The 19,354-nt window shown below is 48.8% G+C and carries 13 protein-coding genes; 11 read left to right on the forward strand and 2 right to left on the reverse strand.

The genetic code is table 11. The features are described 5' to 3' along the window. The first annotated feature begins 12 nt into the window (after nucleotides 1–12). The 11 genes from ACTUJY_RS02455 (at nucleotide 13) to ACTUJY_RS02505 (ending at nucleotide 13,868) form a co-directional block, all read left to right on the forward strand. Nucleotides 13–342 carry a hypothetical protein gene (locus ACTUJY_RS02455; protein ID WP_463614453.1) on the forward strand — a complete coding sequence of 110 codons (330 nt, stop codon included), beginning with the start codon at nucleotides 13–15 and terminating at the stop codon, nucleotides 340–342. Beyond that, nucleotides 326–1,228 carry a hypothetical protein gene (locus ACTUJY_RS02460; protein ID WP_463614454.1) on the forward strand — a complete coding sequence of 301 codons (903 nt, stop codon included), beginning with the start codon at nucleotides 326–328 and terminating at the stop codon, nucleotides 1,226–1,228. Before ACTUJY_RS02455 ends, ACTUJY_RS02460 begins: the two co-directional genes overlap by 17 nt. Continuing rightward, nucleotides 1,228–2,595 (forward strand): S8 family peptidase, encoded by a 1,368-nt coding sequence (locus tag ACTUJY_RS02465; RefSeq protein ID WP_463614455.1) that lies wholly within the window; start codon nucleotides 1,228–1,230, stop codon nucleotides 2,593–2,595. The genes ACTUJY_RS02460 and ACTUJY_RS02465 overlap by 1 nt, the downstream gene beginning before the upstream one ends. Continuing rightward, nucleotides 2,588–4,570, forward strand: a complete 1,983-nt coding sequence (locus ACTUJY_RS02470; RefSeq protein ID WP_463614456.1) for a hypothetical protein — start codon at nucleotides 2,588–2,590, stop codon at nucleotides 4,568–4,570. Before ACTUJY_RS02465 ends, ACTUJY_RS02470 begins: the two co-directional genes overlap by 8 nt. A gap of 16 nt (nucleotides 4,571–4,586) precedes the next feature. Then, nucleotides 4,587–5,684, forward strand: a complete 1,098-nt coding sequence (locus tag ACTUJY_RS02475; RefSeq protein WP_463614457.1) for a hypothetical protein — start codon at nucleotides 4,587–4,589, stop codon at nucleotides 5,682–5,684. A gap of 25 nt (nucleotides 5,685–5,709) precedes the next feature. Then, nucleotides 5,710–6,816: a hypothetical protein gene (locus ACTUJY_RS02480; protein ID WP_463614458.1), complete on the forward strand. Its 1,107-nt coding sequence runs from the start codon at nucleotides 5,710–5,712 to the stop codon at nucleotides 6,814–6,816. Nucleotide 6,817: 1 nt separating this feature from the next. Beyond that, complete coding sequence (locus tag ACTUJY_RS02485; protein ID WP_463614459.1) at nucleotides 6,818–7,777, forward strand: hypothetical protein; 960 nt, start codon at nucleotides 6,818–6,820, stop codon at nucleotides 7,775–7,777. After that, nucleotides 7,777–9,408 (forward strand): hypothetical protein, encoded by a 1,632-nt coding sequence (locus ACTUJY_RS02490; protein WP_463614460.1) that lies wholly within the window; start codon nucleotides 7,777–7,779, stop codon nucleotides 9,406–9,408. The genes ACTUJY_RS02485 and ACTUJY_RS02490 overlap by 1 nt, the downstream gene beginning before the upstream one ends. A gap of 12 nt (nucleotides 9,409–9,420) precedes the next feature. Beyond that, nucleotides 9,421–10,614, forward strand: a complete 1,194-nt coding sequence (locus tag ACTUJY_RS02495; protein WP_463614461.1) for a hypothetical protein — start codon at nucleotides 9,421–9,423, stop codon at nucleotides 10,612–10,614. A gap of 33 nt (nucleotides 10,615–10,647) precedes the next feature. Beyond that, complete coding sequence (locus tag ACTUJY_RS02500) at nucleotides 10,648–13,032, forward strand: YiiX/YebB-like N1pC/P60 family cysteine hydrolase (protein ID WP_463614462.1); 2,385 nt, start codon at nucleotides 10,648–10,650, stop codon at nucleotides 13,030–13,032. Nucleotides 13,033–13,337: 305 nt separating this feature from the next. After that, on the forward strand, nucleotides 13,338–13,868 hold the full coding sequence (locus ACTUJY_RS02505; RefSeq protein WP_463614463.1) for a hypothetical protein: 531 nt from the start codon (nucleotides 13,338–13,340) through the stop codon (nucleotides 13,866–13,868). Between the two features lie 128 nt (nucleotides 13,869–13,996). Here ACTUJY_RS02505 and ACTUJY_RS02510 read toward each other — a convergent pair whose 3' ends face one another. Together ACTUJY_RS02510 and ACTUJY_RS02515 are read right to left on the reverse strand one after the other, a co-directional pair. Then, nucleotides 13,997–18,226 carry a hybrid sensor histidine kinase/response regulator transcription factor gene (locus ACTUJY_RS02510; protein ID WP_463614464.1) on the reverse strand — a complete coding sequence of 1,410 codons (4,230 nt, stop codon included), beginning with the start codon at nucleotides 18,224–18,226 and terminating at the stop codon, nucleotides 13,997–13,999. Between the two features lie 194 nt (nucleotides 18,227–18,420). Then, nucleotides 18,421–19,344 (reverse strand): RHS repeat domain-containing protein, encoded by a 924-nt coding sequence (locus ACTUJY_RS02515; RefSeq protein ID WP_463614465.1) that lies wholly within the window; start codon nucleotides 19,342–19,344, stop codon nucleotides 18,421–18,423. Nucleotides 19,345–19,354 lie beyond the last annotated feature (10 nt).

The raw sequence follows: 19,354 nt of genomic DNA on the forward strand, positions 1-19,354 counted from the left end.
AGGTGACTGCTCGTGCCCGTTGAATTGAAAGACACCTTACTCGAATTGTTGAGCGGTCTGACCGCATCGGAGATAGAAGGCATTTCGGTAGACTCCGCAGAAATCACTTTGCCGCTTGAAGTCCAACTGTTCCAACATCAGGGACAATGGTTATTAGGCGCGCGGCCTCCGTACAGTATTTATCGTTATGGAGTGGATCCGGTGGTCCATAAAGTCCGCTTTCATGCAGTTCGGCTGCCCCAAAATGAAACGGAGCTTAATGAAAACGAATTAGTCCAATTAAATTTATTAGAACCCAAAGCTTTACAGCACCCGGGTAACGAAGATGTTGGGAAACGGTAGTTTTCCCGTTGAGGAATTTTTAGAGGCCATTACGGCGCAACTGGATAAAACCCAGGATGCGCTGCGGCTTAAGGCGGTCAATCGTCCGTTGACCTTTGGCTTAAAAGATTTTGCTCTCGATCTACAGGTATTCGTGGAAATGGATGCATCCGGAAACATTCGCTTTCGACCCGCCGGCCCTAATGAGTCAGGCGCCAGTACGGTCCGCATTGGATTTATTACAGTGACTCGTCCCATGATCGAAGAAAACACCATCTCGATGGAAATGACACAAAGTCCAACGCTGGAAGAAGCCGGACTGGAACCCGAAGAGCGCCGCCGACTGGAACGACTGGGGGTACGTAACGCAGCGCAACTGAAAAACCTCGAAGCTCAAGCAGGCGATCAAAACTTGTCGCGATTATCGGGAGTGAATATCAGTAAATTGCGTCAAGCCTTAAAAAAACCATCGCTCGCAGCAGAACAGCTCAATCCATCCCCAGAGCCTGACATAATGACTCCGCCATCCCATGCGACCATTAGCCCAGAGCCTATCCACACCAAAGCAGACATCGCAAAGTCACCGCGGATCACCTTACGACCGGAACCCGTCGCGATAAAGCCAGAACCAATGCCCAGGCCACAACTAAAAGTACAGCCGGATATCCAGCGACTGCGTCTGAGTGGACAACCTTTACATCCAGACAAGCAACTGCCCAAAGCGCGACTCGGTAATCGTGTACTCCCCATCAATCGCATCAATGATCACGAACTCGCTTTAGAACTAGGGTTCCCATTGCAATCGGACGTTCTGCACATTGAATACGGTGATGGCACTGTGGATCAATTCGATTTATTGGTCGAACCGGTATCCGATCCTTGGCTACCACGGAGAGGAACCCACTGATGCGACGAGACGGTCATTTACTGATTAAGCTCCGTAGTGGTGTTTCGACTCGAGCCCCCAGTCATCTCGATGTTTTGATAGGCGCCAGCCGAGCCGCCCCCACCGTCGATGGCGGAGGTATTGTCGATCGGACTTTAAAACATCGAGTGGATGCGATGCGAGTTCGACGCTGTTTTCACGCCGCTTGCTCTTTAGATCATTGCGGCGAACAAGCCGCTCACTACAACGAACTCGAACATCAATTAGGTCTGTCCCGCACTGTCGCAGTAGAGCTGTCACATTGTGAATGCGATCAGCATCTGGTTAATGATCTACGGTCGTTGGAACAAGTGGAATGGGCCATGGTGGAACCCTTGGCAATGACCGGTCTCGATACCCAAGCTTTTGCGCAAACGCTCGACCGAAATCAGATTTGGGCACCGCATATTGCAGTGGGTGCTTTGGAAGCCTTGCGGATGGAAACCGGTGATCGCCATGTACCGGTTGCCGTGATCGATACCGGTATTGCTCTCGAACATACTGAATTTCCAGGGCGTCTGGCGCAAGGATTCGACACCGTCGACCTCGGTATTGGCAATGTCTCCAACGGCGTTACGCTAATAGGAGATTCGCTGGGTTGGGATTTTTGCGCTCGCGATGAAACCGGACACGGCAGTCACGTTGCCGGCATTATTGGTGCATTGGGGTTGCACTTACCCAAAGGTCTTGCTGGCGATTGTCCCATCATTCCCATTCGATCACTCGCAGCGGCTCGAATGCGCTCCGGTGAAGTGGTCGGTGTCGGAGGCCTTCTCAATATCGATGCGGGTATTAAGGTCGCTGTCGATCGCGGCGCTCGTGTATTAAACATGAGTTTCGGTACAGCAGCCGATGACATCGATCCAGAAGCCCCCTCACCACACGCCGATATCATTGCCTACGCCGTCGCCAAAGGTGCCATCCCAATTGCAGCCATAGGTAACAGTGGCAAGCAAGAAAATTACTTTCCCGCCGCCCTCAAAAACACCATCGCCGTCGGTTCGATGTCAGCGCAAGGCGAACGTTCAGATTTTTCCACCTGGGGCGATCATATCGATTTATGTGCGCACGGTGAAAAGGTGATCAGTGCAGGACTGAAAGGTTATCGCAGCAGTACGGGCACTAGCCACGCAGCCCCTTTCGTGAGTGCAGCAGCGGCTCTGCTTCTGTCCAGAGCTCTGCGCGCAGGGCATCAACTCAGTGTCGATGACGTACGACAATTGTTATGCGGTACTGCCAGCCACGCCCAACAACCCAATAATCAGATTGGAGCCGGTCTTTTAAACGTGCCCGCCGCGTTACGCCGACTCGATCAGCACCTGGAACACAAGGAGACCTCTCATGACTGAAGATCGCGACAAGGCTGACAAACGCATTGTCCAGTATTTGCTCAAGCAGGCATTCAAAGATGAAAAATTACCACTGGATACGCTAAAAAACGCGTTGTTTTCGCGACTACGTTCTACGCGCAATCGGTTCGGTCGTTACGCCGACAAATGGGAAAGCAAAGTTACCCAACTCGGGGCCAATGCCAGTGATGACGAGCTCGCCAAAATCATGCGCGAACCCCTTGAGCAAATGGTACGCGATGCCGAACTGGACGTGTTTGACCTTCAACACCAACCGGTTCCGGAAAAACTTAAAAAGGCTCTGCTCCAAGCAGTGTCAAAAGCAGATGACATGAAACTGTTTGATTATCTGCGCCAAATCATTCGTCGCGCGCTGTCGCCCGACTCGTCAACGTCGACTGAACTTCATCAAATGTTGCTGACACAGGAGAACCAAACCATGACCAATGCAGTCACCCTGGAGGCGAATGACTTTGATTTCGATCTCAGTCGATTGCCAGCCGTTTTTGCTAAGGACGAGTTTCGCAACGCCTATCGCGAAGCCGTTGCCCACGCGCTAAAAGTGATAGGCAAAGAAGACGTCCTCTTTACCGCAGCGACCATTGGTTTGCTGCTTTCGGAGGGCCACTTCGACCCCAACTCGGCCAACTTTTATAAAATGGTCAATCGAGCGCACAGTGAACTGGTCGCTTCCGCTAACCCAAAGCGCATTGAGTCGATCGGCGGATTTAATATGCACGTGCCCGATGGAGACGACCAAAATATTTACATTTATCGAAAAGTGGCAGAGGTACTCAAAGAACATCTTGGTGGCGACTCGATTTTTTATCAGGACTTGTCTCGTCTGGGTCGCAGTGCTTCCAAACGGTACTTATCACGAAATCCTGATGGTAAAGGATTTAAAGCTGCCGTAATCGCCAACTTCCAAAGTCAAGCATCCGGCAACGATAACCTGGGTGTCACTCAATTAAATCTCCCACCTCTTACCGATCCTCATGGACAAGACGATGAAATCGAACCGGATAATATCCGTGCTGTCGCAACCATTTATGTGGCTTTCCAGTTGGAACAGATCTACTTCTTCCAAACCGTGGATCGTATTGCAGAGTTGGCTTCCGTTGGTCTCATGCCCTTCACCTTCGATGAAAACATGCGCAAAATCGACCAATGGTTGTGGGATCGCGACGCGCAACTGAATATTACCGCTCGAGGTTCTGTTTTTGGTCGTGTACTCGGCGCACCAGGTGGTCAGGTCAGTCGCGAAGTGGAACCCAACACCGAGTTTAATACTTTGTTGCTGCGTTTCATTTCATCCGTTGCTGAGTTTGAGCAGTATCTAAACGCGATCCAGTCCAACTATTTGGGCTTTATTTCTCGTGGAGAGTATGTTCGAAAAGCCGGTCGTGATCTGGCCGCCAATGTCTCACTTTACGGCTGGGCCGGAACCCATTTCGTCGCCGAGCGATTGATTCAACAAATCAACAAAGCAATTGAAATTCTGCAATTACCACAAGTTAGAGAAGCTTACGGTGTGACGAATATGTGGCAAGTTTTGGAACGTGTCGCACAACGCGAACACAGAACCAACATCAATGTGGTAAAACACCGTACTTTGGCCGACGAAACACGCAACATTCTCAATATGATTGCGGATAATCACACCGTTTGGAACCGAACCACTTCACGTGATCTTTTCACCGTTCGAGATAACGACGGCAATATGATTGTCGGTGATCTGGATGAGCAGCAAACCCGAAGCTTGTTACGTTCAGCGCAATATTTTCTTGCGGTTGAAGGCATTCAAGACAGCCAGGTTGATCAATACAGCCAGCCACAGCCAACACTGGCAACGCCCAGCTTACCAGCCCTCGGTGGAATGAACGGTCACGGCAAATCAAACGGTAGCCTTGATCAAATCAAGCAAATGGTTGCAGCTGGGCAAATGCCTTCACTGGAAATGCTGAACAACCTGTAATCGCGGGGTATCGGTTATGACTTACTCACTTCGCGCCGCTGATGCGGCACGTAATTTACTGCACAACGCATCCAAGCGCCTTCTCACACGCGACCCGACCCAAAGCCGGCAACTGAATTACGCCTTGGACGAGTCTTTAGATTGGCCGTTGGGTTATCCGTCCCGCTCAACACCACAACCTCGGCCGTTCGAACCCAACTTCTCAGAGTCGACGGCCAACACGCTCGCTTTTTTGGTAAGCCCGACGGGAAACGGCGTTCACGCTCGAGATGGCGATGAAATTGCCACCGGCATAGTCCGTAACTTGGTCGGCGAGCAATTCGGTAAAGATGCGCTGCACTGGTTTGATAGCCGAACCGAGGCCATGCGCGCGCGCCATTCACCTTTCCACCACAGTCAAGGAGCCATGTTTTCCGCATCGGTGGATCGCAGTGGTCTGGCCGAATCCTCGGTAAGTTACGCATGGGGACCAGAAGTGATGAATATTTTGCCGCCACCGGTTCATGCGATGGCGCAAACCGCCATGCAATCCCTGCCCGGACTGGTGCCTTTTTATACGACGGTACGATGCGGCCGCCTTTCCGGAGGACAGCAGATCAGTTTCGACATTGATCGTGATCTGCCTCTTTCGGACTTACAACCGTTAATGGACGCTTTTCAGATGGGCCATCGACATGGTGGCTTAATGAGTTTGACCGCATTCATTCTCGGTGCTCGGTTCACCCTACCACGTCACAGCGCAACAATAACGTTGTTACGTAATCAATCGGGTGTTGAACTTCGGCTCGACATCAATCTCGATGCATTACCCGATACACCTCAACAACTGTTGCCGTTACTCCGCTTACCCATGGTCGAGCGTCCCCGCAGTCTTAATGCACTCGATCGATGGATGACCGCCATGACGCCCGATGGTTATCACGGTCCGGGGAATGTGAGTGTGTTATCGATCCGAGTGAATCCGGAAAGCCCGGCCCGCGTCGCCCTGTATTTACGACCGGTAGCCTTTCAACCGGAACAACCAACAGCCGATGAGCAACCATCGCAACGAGCGCCTCAACACGCCCCAAACCCGCTCGATCAAGAAATTCCGGCAGACCGAATGCCGGTTTAGCAGAAACTGTTTAAGGAGAATTCCCATGACCGCCATGGCCGCTCATTCACCCCCCGAACAGCAGGCGCTGCCACTGGTTCGTGACAAAGTTCGCTCACTTTTGACACAGTCAGAGGCGTTCGCAAAGTTACCGGATCACAAGCGCAAAGAAGTGGCCAACGCTATGGTAAAAATCGGCAGTTACTTGGTCGATGGTGGTGGCGAAACCGCCGATTTACCTATGAACGCCCTTATTGCTAACCCATTAGCCAACGATAGACCACCCGATACGGCCGGCGACAAGTTTGCTAACCAGGGCGGCGCCGTCGCTGCCGATGCCGGTGTCAACGCCTTGGGAAATATGATTAATAAGGCCGATTTTCCGGGATTTGTCGGTGGTTTAATTGATGGTGTGTTTAACGCCGTAGTGAAAGCCTCAATTGATCAAATGGAAGCCTATGCGGAACTGGTGGCCAATGTCGCGAAATCGGCCGATGCCTATATGAAAGACAACGTTACCGAAGATCAAGCTCGCGACTACCTGCTGGAGCGCTATCCGGATCATTTGGAGTCCGACTTTTCTGGAGGCAACGGTCGCGTTGTCCCCAAGCGCGATGCCGATGAGTCGAGCATGCCGAATTTTATGTCGGATTTGGGGCTGCCGTTTCAACTGGACAGTATGGATGAAGAAACCGTCGAAGAAACCCTGGTTCCGGCCGCGCGCAAACGCATCGCCATGGATCGACAGCAACTGTTAGCAACGATGGTGCTGATGGGCATTAACCGTATCGTCGTCACCGATGGCAAAATCAGCGCTTCCGTGGTTTTTACGCTAAATACTGAAGATGCTGTAAAACAGACCGAAAAAAGAAACCTAAGCTTTGAAGCCAACAGCAAATACACTCGCGAATCGAACCCCTGGTTCCGACCGAAAACCAGTTACAGTCGCGATACCAAACTGAATATTGAAACATCGCAGGAAGAAGATTCCGAAGCCAAAGTGAGCTTAAAAACCACAATGAAAGGCAACGTCGACTTGCGTTTTAAATCAGAAACTTTCCCACTCGAGCGAATGACCGAGATGCTGGGTGTCGGCCAAGAAACCATTCATCAAACATCGACTCGAGCCAGTAATCCACAACGGGCCGCTTGACATGATTCATTCGTCACGCCAATTAACTTTGTCTCCGACGCCATCGCTACCGGCCAATATTCCTCTGCCTCGCTCGATGGCTTTAGTGGCCGGACTTTTGTCTCAACCAAGTTTAACGCTGGCGTTCGATTATCGGGCGGATCCCCTCAATATTGATTTACCTCCACTGGGCGACAGTCACAGCCTCGACAGCGAAGCCGTGCAAGTGATGGCTTCACTCTATTTTCAAGCGGAATTGGAAATGGCCGGAGTGATCCCAGTTACGGAGTTGTTAGCCGAGTCGCGCTACCAGTTGCAATTGACTGATCGTGAAGTAGCCGGTTGGCTGGAAGAGTTTGCGCGCAAAATGCGAACCGAGTGGTACCCCCGAGAACAGCGAGAAATTTTGTTTGCCCGTACTTTTGGGCTCGGAAATACTCAAACAGCACCAGGAGTTGGACCCAATCGCGACTTTCAAAATCGATTCGCACAGTTTTGCCATGCCCTATTAAACTATCAACAACAGGGACAGCGATGGGGAGCCGCTGGAAGCGGAAACTTGGTAAGCATCGAATTTTCACTCCGGGGCTTGCTCGAGAATCTGGCGCGGCAGCGATATGGTAATACGCTTATTGCTGCTCAACGTATTCAGCAACAATTGCAATCCTCATTACAGATCCTGAATCATCAAGGAATGACCCGATTGTTTGAAGCCCGCAACCTGTGGGAAGTCATCCGTAACATTCTCGGCCCCGATACACCCGACTTACGACGACTGATCGATAGAGCTCAGTCAGGGCTACGCCTATTGAACTGGCTGGCGCAAAACTTGAGCGGCTTGCAAACGCCCGGAGGATTACAGTCAGCACTGCGCAGCTCTGCCGAACCCTTTCACAATGCCATAACTTGGTTACAAGCCAGCGGATTCAATGATACGGGCGCAGCCAAATTGAATCCAACACCCGCAGCAAGGTGGCATTGATGAACAACGCCCCAAACCTTGGTCCACTGCCACCCGCGTTACCGGCGCCCTATAACCGATTACCTTCGCCAGAAGGTATTGCTGCCGATGCTGCAACCGAGCGATTGGTTTCCAGCCAGATCAATGCTCTTCTGACACAGACACCTTCATTCCAAGCACTTTCAACCGACGATCAGTCCAAACTGCAACAACAATTAATAAAAGTAAGCACTTACGCAGCTGAATTGGTCCGTGATGATTGGGCGCAGTCCGAACGTTTAGGGCAACGCCCTTTAATAAAGCAAACCGTGGAACGGGTACAACAGCCACCACCAAAATCGCAAACGCAATCAGCAACAAGCCACAAACCTAGACTCGCTCGAAGCCTCACCGCGGGGGATGATTTTCGACCGGCAGCGGCCAACCAAATCGCGCGTGTTACCGAACAAACGCTCAACGCCATCGCGTTTCCGACCTTTGTCGCCGACCTGCTAAAAGGCACCTTTAAAGCCATAGTGGATTGCACCATTGAACAGATGGATGCCTTCATGGAGCTGGTAGAAAACGTATCGAAAACCGTTGAAGAGTTCGAATCAGATAACATCACGGACAACCAAGCTCGCGATTGGCTGGCAGCGCGCTACGCACCTTATATGCGTCTTGAAATGGGCGACGGCAATCCAACATTGGTCCCCACAGATGCCGCAGATGAAGGTCCCTTACCTGACTTTCGTCGCGATTTGAACTTACCCGATGCCGTCGACAGCCTCGACAGCGATGTGATTGAAGAAACCCTGATACCTGCCGCACGACGTAAACTGGCACAATCACGACTGCAAATGCTGTCGACTTTGGTGATGATGGGTCTGCAACGGATTGTGGTGAAGCACGGCCGCATCCGCGCCACCATGGGCTTTCATATCGACACCAGCGACACTGCAAGGCAAGAAAACGCCAGTATGTTTGACTTTAATACCGCCATTTCAGCCGCAGGCAGCTTTATGATGTTTTCGGCCAGCGCATCCACCTCCATTACCTATGTGCGTTCCACCAAGGCCGAATCTAACGCGGAACTGAACGTATCTGCAGATTTAACCGGCGAAGTGGATATCACTTTTGAATCCGATTATTTGCCATTAAACCGAGTCGCCAGTGCTGAGCGCATCGAAACCATTCGCGCCAACACTCCAGTGCCCGAACAGAATGCTCCCAGAGCCGAAACCGCAGGCCGAAGTTCCGGCAGTTCACCTTCAGCCAGCAGTATGTTGGATACCCACTTGCAACGACGTACAGCGGTTACCGCACCCGCACTACCGCCCGTCCGAACACCTCAGCAAACAACGTCACCCGCGCCAAGTACAGGTGGAAGTGGTTCCGGTAGTGGTGGAGCTGGAGGAGGCACTGGAGGAACGGGTACCGGAGGAGGTACCACAGAAAGAACATCAAGCGGTTCAGCAACGGGTGGTACGGGAACACCACCACCTGCATCAAGTGGTTCAGATCGCGGCTCTGGCTCAACCTCCGGTAGCGGTGGTGGGACTCCACCAACCAGTGGCGGTGCGGCAACAGAAAGCCCATCAGGTAGTACTCCCCCTTCAACCACAGCTCCCGCAACCAGCAGCAATTACCGTCCCGGACGAGCCGTGGCTTAGGAGAAAGAAACAATGAATTTCAATACACAACAATTACCGGCCCCTGATCCTTTACCCGGACCATTTAATGTTCCTCCGGGTGAAGAAATGAAAATCAGCCCGGCGGTGGCTCACCTGGTGAATACGCAAGTTCAAGCCTTGTTGGAATCCAGTCCCGCTTATCAACAAATGACTCCCGCGGCGCGCGAAGATATGGCAGAAAACCTGCAAAAAATTGCCAGTTACAGCGCAGCGCTCATTCACGACGACTGGTCACAATCTCAAAAACTTGGTCAACGTCCAGTAGTGCGAGAACAAAAAGTTGTTCACGGCCGTACTTCCGCGCCCGCCCGCACAGCAGAAGAAGGCAAAGTTGCCGCCGATGAATTCGCGCCTCGGGCTGCAAATCAGGTCGCGCGCATTACCGAAGATACGTTAAACGCCATCGCCTTTCCCACCTTTGTCGCCGATCTCATTAAAGGAACCTTTAACGCCGTGATCGACGCATCGATTCAACAAATGGAAGCGTTCAGCGAGCTGCTCGCCAATGTTGCTAAAACCGTTGATGAGTTTATGCAAGACAATATCACCGATAATCAGGCCCGTGATTGGTTGGCTGGCCAATACCCACAGGTGATCCGGGTGGATGTTTCCGGTGGTGCTCCACGAGCAAGAGTTAACGAAGCCGGTGCCGACGAAGCACCGGCTCCTGATTTTCGTCGAGATCTAAATTTACCCAATGATGTCGAAGCCGATGACGAAACCATAGAAGCTGAGCTGGTTCCCGCGGCGCGACGTCGACTGGCTCAAAATCGCCAACAGGTCTTAGCGACCATGGTGCTGATGGGGATTAATCGTATTGTGGTCACCAGTGGTCGCATCAAGGCGGCTATGGGTTTTCGCATCGATACCACCGACAGTGCGCGTGCCGAGTCGGCCAGCAGGTTCGACTTTAAAAACGAAACCAACATTCGGTACGGACACTTTTTCACACCCGTTAAAGCCACCAGTAAAACCACCGTTGCCTATGTCAGCAGTTCGAAAAAAGATTCCGAAAGTGAAATAGACGTAAGCGCTAACCTCACTGGCGAAGTCGACTTGAAATTCAAATCTGAAACCTTTCCGTTAGAGCGCTTTGCCGATGCCGGCGTTCTGACCAGTATTCAAGATAACACACCGAACCCCGCCGCAAATAAACCGATCACCGGTAATACTGCGGCGGCCTAAGGACACCAAATTCACTATTGAGGAGACACTATAATGCGACCCTACGGACCCCAAACCTCACCTTATTCAGCCCAAACGTTACAGGCCCCCCAAACACCGGATCCCAATATTCCGTTGTCACCCACCAGTGGTGGTATGTCAATCGGCCCAGATGCATTGCAAGTGGGTGACATCATTGTCTCCACCAGCAGTGGATTTGTTTCACAACAAATTCGGCGATCAACCGGTAGTTTAGTTAGCCACGCGGCTCTCTACGTGGGTGATGGCATGGTGGTGGAATCGGTGGGTGAAGGTGTGGTATTGCGAACTTTAGAAGAGGCTTTAGCCGATGATCTCTACGCCGTAGCCTTTCGTCACCCTCAATTAACCGATCAACAAGCCTTAATAGTGCGCGATTTTGCCGGACAGCAAATCGGTGCCAGTTACGACTATGTCGCCATCAGTAAACATTTGTTGTACCAACTGGCCGGCAACGTCTGTGCCCGCTTAAGTATGGCGGACCGATTGCGCTGTGAAGCCGCACGTTACCTGGTCAGTTTTGGTAATGACGATGACGATCGCTGGTATTGCAGCGAACTGATTTTTGCCGCCTACGAACATGCGGGAAGATCTCTGGGTCAACCTCCCCATACCAGTACACCGGAATCCATTGTTCAATTAAGCACCACCCTGGCTTACGTTGGTCACCTGAAAACACCCGATACTGCTGTTACTCAATCCTGGCAACGAGTTACCGCTCAGCCCTATTCGCACTCGCACGGAGGACATTCCATGAGACATGACCATCAAGAGGGGCGTTATGGACGTCCATTCGCTGGTAACAACTCAGGCTCACAAAGTGATATTACCCGTCAATTAGTCGCTCGTGGCGCTAACGAAGCGGAAGTACGCGAGTTTTTGGACACATTAAATGCACCAGTCAGTCAAACGGCATCCATCTCACGCAGCTTGTCGGACGTGACGGTTCATTTACCCGGTTCAACGGTACTTGACGGCTGGCGTGCGGATGCGTTTATTTTTGCCATGAGAACCGCTTTAAGTGCGAATCCTGCGATGGCACCTATTGCTTTGGTTTTCCCCGATGCCATATTGGCCCTTTGTAACCGACTGAACATCACTATCGGAATTGGTCCATCAATCAGTGGCGGCTTTGGAGAAGGCGCTGGCTTTGGCGTGGGTATTGTGTTTGCGCCCGGTAACCGAATTGGATTTTATGGCTCGGTATCGGGACTAGCCGGATACATTGGTAGCATATCCGCTTCTTTGCAAGTCACCGTGATCAAGGGCGGCCCCTCTAACTTCAGCGGTGATGCCGTTGGCGTTGCGGGCTCCGTCGATCTCAGTGAAGGCCCTAGTGTTGGTGTCCATTTTTTGTGGTCACCGTCAGGGCGTTTTCTTGGCGTTACCGCCGAGGTTTCCGTGACTATTGGTGTACCGGCATTAACCGTATTTGAAGTATTCGCCGAAGCGCAGCATACCGAAACCACATTCGGTCTCAGCCACCGTCCCCATGCTTTAGGTTATTCCGCACCAGCTCCGTACCCACAAAGCATGAATTACAGTGGAATGGGACAAACTTTAAGTGTCGCCCCACAAGTTGAAGTGAAATTGCGTGCGTTTATTCCGTCACCCGCCATTGGAATGGATTTACCGGCGATTGGAACAGTACAAGCCTTTGGTGGTGATGGCCGTGGTTTCTCCTACAATTCCGGCACTCACCGCGCGCAAATTACTGCGAATGTACAAGTTGGCGTAGGCAGTACAGCGCCTCAAGTGAATATCATTAATCGAAATTGGGGGGAGTCTACTCAGTATTCCACTAACGATGTGGTTGCGGTAGCCGGCAAACCCAGCTGGTACAAAGACAAACGTGCAGGTGCATCACCCACCGCTCGTGAAACATTATCCGCAAACAACAGCAACCTTAACGCCGAATTGGGCAGCAGTAGTTTGGCCAACAACATCGAATCTTTCATGTCGACAGCCACGTTGGTCAGCTTTACCGTCGACGGTGGCAACCCATTACTTCCGGACGTCGCACCTAATATCACCGCTGATCTTATCTTGCATTTAAAAGTGGAAAACGGGCGTCTAAAAGCCAAACTGGTTGGCGATCACGACGGATTCCCGGCGTACGAAATGTATATCGATGGCACTCGAATTTATGAGTTTGACCCCGTTCGTGCTGGTACCACGCCCAATGCCTTGTTCCCACCGTCAGACATTGACGTCGATACCGGATGGATCGATCTCGGTGCGATATCAACCACACAAAGTCTGGCCGCACCGGGCTACTCAATTCCCGCACAATACGGCCATTCACAATACAGCCCTTCAAACCATCAAGGATACACTCAAAGTGCATACCCCAGCGCACATACGGCAACTCGATTGATTGGTGGGTTGCCCGTTAAGTAAGACATCGGAAAGTATTCGAGCAGGCTCGTCTGTGCCTGCTCAACTTTTCAAGTGCGAAAGTAATCGTCAATTTTGGTGCTCGTTCACAGTAATTCTTATCATTCTCACTATAATACGCCGTCAACTCGCTCTCAATTGGGCGCGGAAATTATCGAGCATCGCTCACTTTAATTCGCATATGCGAAAGCTTTAAGGACGAAGTAGGTTCAACTGACTGTCTCTCTCATAAGTTTGTAACGACCCATCCGTCATTAAGTGAAAAAGCAGAATCAAATTTGGAATCCTATTAAACGTTAGGAGATTTTATGGATCATAAACTATTAAAACTGTTAGTACCGGCTCTTACATTGACACTTCTCGGTTGCAATGAAGAAACCAACACAACCGAAAATACTTCAGGCAACCCACCGGTAAACGATGTACTCAATTTAAGTAATACGGCATGGCTCTCCACATGTCAGCGAGTAGAAGAATCGGATATCAATGATCCTTCTCGTGCCACAAACCAAACCATGGAGTTTGATTTTCATCAAGGAGCTACAGAAGTCGATGTCGTCGCTAGAATTTACAGCGAAAGTAACAGCGACTGTAGCGGAAACCCGGAATACCGTTTTGAAGCGACTTATCAAGTCAGTTTTGGCGACATACAAATAACGTCGGGTGGCTTTGAAGCTCGAACATTCAGCGGCACAGTGATCAGCAATCCAGATAATGTATTTGAGCGGTTTCAAGATACACTTATCTACCGTGATGAAAATACACTTTATTTTAGTTACGAAGCGGAGGAAGGTGATACTAACGCTTTAAACTTTGAGCGTCCTTTTAACCTGCAATAAACCACTCACAATAGCAATATTTGTTCAATTTGGATTTCAGCCTCGTACCCACCACTTCTACGTGGGTACGTGCGTTTCACCTTTCTTGTGTTGTTAGTTATCTGTTCAGAGCGATTTATTTAAGTTGTTCAATTTGGCGGTCCGCCAATCTCGGACGAAGCGTCTAGAAACTCGCTCGGCGCGTGTCCAAAATGCGCTTTGAAACAGCGCCCGAAATAGTTCAGAGAGGCAAACCCTACTTGATGAGCCACTTCACTGACACGCGCACCTTGCATCAATAGTTTCTTCGATTGTTGCAGTCGAAACAATCTTAAATAGTCAGATGGCGTCAAATCCGTCACCGCTTTAATTTTGCGTTGAAATTGACGTAAGCTCATCGATAATCCCTCGGCCATTTGTTCACTTTTAAAATTTTCATCGGAATAATGCTGTAATAATAAATTGTTCAAACGTTCAATAAATTGTGCGTCTTTATGATTGTCGATGATTGCAGTAGTTTCATTGGACGGTGAAAAGTACACAGCTCCGAAACGTTTTTTGAGTAATTGTCTGATGGCCAGTAAATTTTCGATTCTTGCGAGTAATTCATGAGAATCGAAAGGCTTGGAGATGTAATCGTCTGCCTGCTCGTTGTAGCCTTGAATCCGACTGTCGGTGTCTCCTCGTGCTGTCAGCAAAATAATGGGTATATGAGAAGTTGCATCCTGCCCTTTTAATTTGCGTGTGAGAGTAAAACCATCCTGTCCAGGCATAGCGACGTCGCTCACAATGAGATCGGGAATCCATTGCAATGCCTGAGACTCACCATCAATACCATCGGCCGCCTCAATGATCCGGTAATGAGGAGTAAGCAGATCAACTAAAAATTGACGCAGTTCAAGATTATCTTCGACCACTAATACCAATGATTTACTGGTATCTTCCAATAGTCCGTTTTTTCGATTGGACAACACTTGTCGAGAAGAATTCATCATTCGCAAGTAATCCATTTCGGATTCCATCAAATTGACCGTCGCTTTCGGATAGCTAGTGAGTGTGTTAGTTATTTGCACTTCGGAAGGAATAACTCGTACCTGAGGCAATGTAATACGAAACCTGCTGCCTTGATGAAGTTCACTTTGAAGTTCAATCGTTCCTTGGTGAATGTCGACAATTTCTTTCACTAAAGTGAGTCCGACACCAGAACCTGACGCAACTTCGCTTCCGATTGCGGCTCTCTGGAATTTATCAAATACAAGTGGTTGCTGATCTATCTCAATACCTATGCCTGTGTCTTCAACAATGATTTCTAAACACTGACCTTGAGTCTTAAACATCTGCAAGCGAACGGAACCCTCAGGCTTATTGTATTTAAATGCGTTAGACAGCAAATTAAGAACAATAGTCTCGACCGCATCAGGCAATGAATAGACTGACAATTTCGGTTCAACGGAGTAAGTCAATTGAATCGAACGTTCGCTCGCGAGTAGATGAAAAGATTGTAGGATAGGCTCAATACTGGATGACACCTCTCGCCAATCCCAATCTCTATGTTCGTTATTCGATGTACGCGCGAGATTGAGTAATTGCTCTACTAGCCTTAATAATCGTTGAGTATTGCGCTGAATGACACCGAGCTGTTGTTGTGTATCGATATCTAGATTGTGTTCAAGCAATCGAGCAACAGGATTTGAAATGAGCGTAAGTGGCGTTCGAAATTCGTGAGAAATATTGGTAAACAGATTATTTTTTTCTGCAAGTAATTTTTTCAGTTGTTGTGTTTGAGATTCGATGAGCTGTTTTTGTTGTTCAATTTCGATCGTTCGCTTTTCAACCTGTTGCTGCAGTCGTATCGCACTTTGCTTCAATGCTTTTTCACGGTAGCGGAAAAGAGCATAAAGCAATGCGAGAATAATCAACCCGTAGCCTATGTAAGCCCAGATGGTTTGCCAAGGAGCTGGTAAAATATGAAGGTCAATGTTGTTCATTGACTCACTCCATATTCCATCTTTATTACTGGCTTTAAATTGAAAATAATATTTTCCCGCGGGTAAATTAGTGTAAGTTGCTCGCCGATTGCTGGCATCGGCTGTGTGCCACTCACTTTCGAATCCTTCCAGTCGAAACATAAACCGGTTTCTTTCCGGCGTGGCAAAGTTTGTTGCAGCGAGTTCAAAGCTGATGTTGTTTTGTTGATGAGGTAACAAAAGACTTTGACGCTTGTTAAAAGATTGTAACAACGAAGGCGATTTGGAATCGTTTAACAAACTGATGTCTTGGTTATTAATATAAAGTGCGGATACGGCAACTTTCGGTGCGAAAGAGTCAAAGAATATTTGTGAGGGAAGAAAAGTCGTTACGCCGCGCTCACCGCCATAAAAAAATCGGCCTTCTGCATTACTGGCGTAAGCTGAATCGGCGTAATTGGTTTGTAATCCATGATCCGGTCGAATGAACGCGATGCGCTCCTCATCTGGATCCAGTCGCACTAAGCCGCGATTGGTCATTAACCATAACATACCAGCATGATCTTCTTGAATGGAAACAACACTTTGAATGCCCGAAGAGGATGCCAGATCAAACCATCGAAAATCATCGGTTTGGTATCGATATTCGTTCAAGCCTCTGTCAGTTCCAATCCATAGTCGACCTTTTGAATCTTCCAACATGCCATAACTGGCAAAACCCACTAAAGGGTTTGCTCTGCCACTGCGTGAAAAATAACGACCAAAATTGTCTTGAGAACGATCATATCGACAAAGGCCATTGAATAAACTGATCCAAATATTTCCCCGACTGTCTTTATACAAGTTATTGATATTATCACTACCTAAACTCCGACGATTACCGGCTTCACGTCGATAGTGTCGGAAATCGCCTGTAGTTTTATCTAAAACACTCAACCCACTCTGCAAAGTGCCTACCCACAGTTCATTGCCGTCATCGACCAATGTCGCTACCGAGTTCGAAGATACACTGTTTGAATCGTTTGGTTCATGAAGAAATCGCTTAAACGTCCCGGATGTCCTATCAAAACGATTCAGTCCACCTTGAAGTGTCGCAATCCATAAATGGTTTTGTTTGTCTTCAACTAGGTCTAAAACGGCGTTATCACTTAAGCTATTGTCGTCATTCGGGTCATATTTATAGTGAGTGACCGTGTTTGCTTTTATATCCAGATGATTAAAACCATCGGCGGATGTTCCGATCCAGACTTGATCGTTGTTTCCTTCGACGGGCGCAATTGCACTGATGTTCTGACCACTCAGGCTTAATGGTGATTTTGGATCGTAGCTGTATTCATCAACCCCGATGTTGTTGAGGTTCAGCTTGTTTAATCCGTTGGTCGTTGCAACCCATAATAGATTGGTATTGTCGCGAAACAGGCTGATGGCAAAAAGACTATTAAAGCTGTTTGGATTGGCTGGACTGGGCCGGTGTTGTACTAGTTTTAAATTCTTCGTATTCAGTTGGAACAAACCGTTCGAAGCGGTACCAATCCAAAGCATGCCTTCAGCGTCTTCATGCAAACTTAAAATCCACAGGTTATTCAATTCGGAAGTGGACAACAATTGATGGTCGTATCGTACAAATTGCTTTTTCTGGTGTTGATACCGAGCTAATCCAGCGTTAGTTCCAACCCAGATATCACCATTGGCCGCATGCGCCAAAGACAGTACAACGTTGCTTGGCAAACTGTTTGTGTCTTGAGTGTTATGGCGGAAAAGCTCAAAGGATTCCTGCTCAGGATCAAATCGATTGAGCCCTTTGCCGACTGTGGCCATCCAAATTTTCCCGTCAGCTGTTTCTAAAAGTGAGCGAACATGCCCGTATACAAGGGCATTAGAATCACCGGGTTTTTCATTGTAAATAGTAAATTGTTCACTGGACTTATCAAAACGATTGACACCATCAGACGTTGCAAACCATAGGTTACCTCGACGATCCTCCATCATTCCGTGTACGGTGTCGTTACTGATTGCTGTATCCTTCTTTTCGTCCGGAAGATAAACATAAAACGCATCGTTAATCGCATCGTAACGATTAAGCCCCCCATAGTTGACGCCGACCCAAAGTGTGCCGTCGCTGTCGACAAATAAGCTTTCAATTTTATTTCCAGATAGGGAGTAAGGGTCGTTTTCGTTGTGCAAATAATGTTTAAATTGAAAGCCATCGTAGCGATTCAATCCGGCTTCTGTGCCGATCCAGAGAAATCCTTGGTGATCTTGCGCAACCGCTGTGACGCGATTGCTCGACAGTCCCTCATTAACCGAAAAATGCTCGAAACGAGCGGCTGTGGCTGATTTATGCCATCCAATCAGTAAACTGATTAGAATAAGAAAAAAGAAAAAATAGCGAGCTTGCCACGAGGAAATCATCAGGTTTTTTGTTTGCTGGGTTGGCTTAAGAGAAGAGTGGCGATTCTCTCATACCTCGGGTTATAAGTTAATTTGCGCGATTAAAATTGTGATCCGCTTATCATCCTTATAGATAATTATTCGTAATCTGGAAATTGTAAACAGGCTGGTAAACAAAAAATCGATTTACCAGCCGTGAATAGTGAACAATAAAATTAACGAGGTGTTGAACTGTTCGCCGGAAATAAATCCGAAAAGGTTTTCATCAAACGTTGACTATAAGTAACAGGCGCCATATAGCCTTGTCCAACAGGACCCTCTCGTAAATCATCAACTGCGCCTTTAGTACCTCCTGGATAAAAAGCATCAACAGCCCCTTTAACTGCAACAATCGCAGCTAGTTCAGGATGGCATGCAGCGATTGTATACTCAGCTAACAATTCGGCTCGGTCAGCATTGTTCCCCGTCGCAAATTTATAGGCATCTCCAGCAAGAGACAAATTTCCAGCTGCTTTGGAAACCGCATCCATATGTAATAATGGAACTTTTGAAGAGCCGTCGTTTTTCGGCACGGATAATTCAATACTCCAGGTAGAAGCATTTCTTGTGTCGTACCAGTAAGCGTTGCCTTTTTGCATTGTATCCATTTGAATAGCTTTTTCTGAGCCTTCGAAAGCGTAATTCACGACATTCGCCGCAGTTTGCGCTTTTTCAAGATCAGTATTCTCTTCCGAACTTTTGCCATCGGGATCGATATAACGATATGGGTTGTTATTGCCGTACGCATAACGGTTAAAGCTGTGCACATCACGAAATAAAATGGGATCCAATGACATAAACCGGCCGGCGGCGGGATGATACCAACGAGCCTGCATATACGTGAGGCCCGTGGATTTATCGTCTCGATGACCGGTAAAGCCGATGTTGTTGTCGTCGTCCTGATTGATCAATTGCTCACCGTAAGCTTGATAAGCCTCACGCCACTTTTCATTGCCTTGTTCATCGGTCGCCAATATTGGCGACCCCAGATGATCATTTAATAAATAGGTGACTTCTGTCGTTTTGGCGCAAACAGCAAGTGTGTGAATTGACATCCAAAGCACCGCTAGACTCGCCAATGTGTGATTCATTTTGTTCATTGTTGTCTCC

This window comes from Pleionea sp. WD8-19 (assembly GCF_055326765.1).